At 55.5% G+C, this 2,878-nt stretch carries 3 protein-coding genes; 1 reads left to right on the top strand and 2 read right to left on the bottom strand.

Annotated features, from left to right (window positions below):
- Positions 1-1,090 (top strand): DUF2235 domain-containing protein (locus ABJQ89_RS17465; protein ID WP_348497434.1); only part of this gene is annotated, 1,090 nt, incomplete at its 5' end.
- On the opposite strand, the gene serS is transcribed toward ABJQ89_RS17465, so the two are convergent.
- Both serS and ABJQ89_RS17455 read right to left on the bottom strand, forming a co-directional pair.
- The gene (serS, locus tag ABJQ89_RS17460) at positions 1,087-2,379 is read right to left on the bottom strand and encodes a serine--tRNA ligase (RefSeq protein WP_348497433.1); all 1,293 of its coding nucleotides are present in this window, start codon (positions 2,377-2,379) and stop codon (positions 1,087-1,089) included. The genes ABJQ89_RS17465 and serS overlap by 4 nt on opposite strands.
- A gap of 95 nt (positions 2,380-2,474) precedes the next feature.
- Positions 2,475-2,878 (bottom strand): LysR substrate-binding domain-containing protein (locus ABJQ89_RS17455; protein WP_348497432.1); only part of this gene is annotated, 404 nt, incomplete at its 5' end.

The raw sequence follows: 2,878 nt of genomic DNA, 5'->3' as shown, positions 1-2,878 counted from the left end.
AGTTCCCATTTATGTGCGCGGCGTTGGCACGGGGCGCGGGTCTAACGCGTTTGCGCGAACGACAGACAAATGGCTCGGCGGCGCGCTTGGTTGGGGATTGGAGCGCAACATTGAAGAGGCGTATCGTCGGTTAATCTGGCTCTATGAACCGGGCGATGAAATCTTCATTTTTGGCTTTTCGCGCGGCGCTTATACGGCGCGTTCTTTGGCGGGTCTGTTGCGTAAGTCGGGTATTTTACCTCGTAACGATATCGATAAAGTTGGCGAAGCGATGCGTCTCTATCGGATGCGAGGCGACGAAAATGCACCTGATGAAGGTGGCATTCAAGCGAAGCGTGCTGAGTTGTCGCCGGATGTTGCGACCTCACTTAGTGACTTAAGTAAGCGCAGCAAGCCTACGGAATTGTTGAAGATTTCTTATCTTGGAATTTGGGATACGGTTGGCGCGATGGGACTGCCGGGCTTTTTGGGGGTCGTGGCAAAGATCACAAATAAGAAGTACGCTTTCCATGATATGGAGCTGAGCTCATCGGTGAGGTCCGCCTATCACGCGGTCGCGCTTGATGAGAGACGCAAAGCGTATCCTCCGTCGCTTTGGGACAATTTACCTGAACTCAATTCGCGCTCGCAACGCGATGATGAGCCCTATCAGCAGAAGTGGTTTGCCGGTGATCACGGATCAATTGGCGGCGGTGGTGCGGTGCGTGGATTGTCTGCTCATACGTTTGGCTGGGTCGCAAAAGGGGCGCAGCAGCAGCATTTAGAGCTGAACGAAAAGGCTTTGGAGGCTGTGAGGGCGCTGTGCCAATCCGCGGACCCCGTGAACAAAAAGAAATTGGGCTTCACGTCAAAGATTGGTTTCTTGAATGCGGATCGCGACGGGCCAGAGCTGGCTCAGGACGTTCATTCGAGTGTGATTGATAAAATCAGGCTCGGTGTTCGCAATGCTGGGGGCGTGGCTTATCGACCAGGTAGCCTTGCGAAAGTTTGGGATAACTTGCCGGGTTTGTTGCCACCTAAGACAGGTCAGGTAGATGCGTCTTCGCCGCTTGACGACGAAGACGATGAGACGACGCCGCAGCCGTCTTAAGAGAGTTTGCCATCCGAGCCGAGCGTTGTTTTGCCGCCCAAGTAGGGGGCAAGAACGCTTGGCAGGATGACAGAGCCATCGACCTGCTGGCCGTTTTCCAGAACCGCGATCAAGCAGCGTCCAACCGCTAGGCCAGAGCCGTTCAATGTGTGCACGAACTGCGGTTTGCCGCCTTCGTCACTTTTGAAACGTGCGTTCATGCGACGCGCTTGGAAATCGCCTGTTGTGGAAACAGAGCTGATCTCGCGATAGGCGTTTTGCCCAGGAAGCCATGCTTCGATGTCAAAGGTGCGGCGCGCGCCAAAGCCCATGTCGCCGGTGCAAAGCTGCACAGTGCGATAGGGGATGCCCAGATCTTCCAGAATTCCTTCGGCGCATGCGAGCATGCGCAACTGTTCTTCATCGCTCTTGTCGGGATGCACGACAGAGACCATTTCCACCTTTTCAAACTGGTGCTGACGCAACATGCCAGAGGTATCGCGCCCAGCGCTGCCCGCTTCTGAGCGGAAGCAAAGCGTATGCGCGGTCATGCGGATCGGCAGATCGCTTTCTGCGAGAACATCGCCAGCAACAGAATATGTCAGCGGCACTTCGGACGTCGGGACAAGCCACCAACCGTTGGTTGTTTGGTAGCTGTCTTCGCCGAATTTCGGAAGCTTATCAGTGCCATACATCGCCTCGTCGCGCACGAGCACGGGGCTGTTGATCTCTGTCAGCTCGTTCTTATCGACGTGCGTGTCGATCATGAATTGCGCGAGGGCACGATGAATACGGGCAACCGCGCCTTTCAGCATCACAAAGCGCGCGCCAGAGATTTTGGCGGCTGTGTCAAAGTCCATTGAGGCGGCGACGCCTTCCAGTTCAAAATGCTCTTTCGCTTCGAAATTATAGCTTGGCACATCGCCCCAGAGCTTCATTTCGACATTGTCGTCTTCATCTGCGCCGTCTGGTACGTCCGCCGCTGGCTGGTTCGGGATGCGCGCTAGCATATCGGTGAGCTTGGCATCCTCAGCCTTGGCTTCTTCGTTCAGCTTGGCAACGGCAGCCTTCTTTTCAGCAACCAGCGCGCGCAGGCGTTCAAATTCGGCTTCATCGCCCTTGGCTTTGGCCGCGCCGACAAGCTTTGACGCTTTGTTTTGCTCGGCTTGCGCTTCTTCGGCAGCTTGGATTTTGCTGCGGCGCGCTGCGTCGACCTCGAGCAGGCTCGCTGACATAGGATCGTCACCACGGCGCTTGAGGGCGGCGTCAAACGCCTCTGGGTTCTCGCGGATTGCGCGGATGTCATGCATGGGAAGTGTCCTTAGCCGAATCTAATGTTGGGTAATATATGCCTGAGCTGCGCAGCGGGGTGAAGCCGCTTCGCAGTTTGAGTGTTTGAGCCGCTTTACGAGGACGCTTGCGCCGCTGCTTTTTCTTTGAGCTGGCGACGGTGCGTGATGATTTCGTCCTGCACGAAGTCACGGAAAACCTGAATGCGCTTGGATTGACGCAATTCTTCTGGATAGGCTAGAAATACAGGCACCTCATTGGAGCTAAGCTCTGGCAAAACGCGCACGAGTTCTGGGAAATCTTGCGTAACATAGTCAGGCAAAACGCCAATGCCGAGGCCATGTAGTACCGATTGCAACACGCCGAAGTAGTTGTTCACCGTCAGCATAGAAGGCACATCATAGGCCAGCAAATGTTGTACGAGTTGCAAACCAGCGCCGACCTGAACCGTGCGCGGGTTCTGGCAAATCAAGCGACGCTTGCCCATATCCTCAACGCTTTCGGGCATGCCGTGCTCTT

The sequence above is a fragment of the Planktotalea sp. genome (assembly GCF_039984035.1).
In the GTDB taxonomy this organism is placed as follows: Bacteria; Pseudomonadota; Alphaproteobacteria; order Rhodobacterales; family Rhodobacteraceae; genus Planktotalea.
This window is presented reverse-complemented; position numbering and strand designations above follow the sequence as displayed.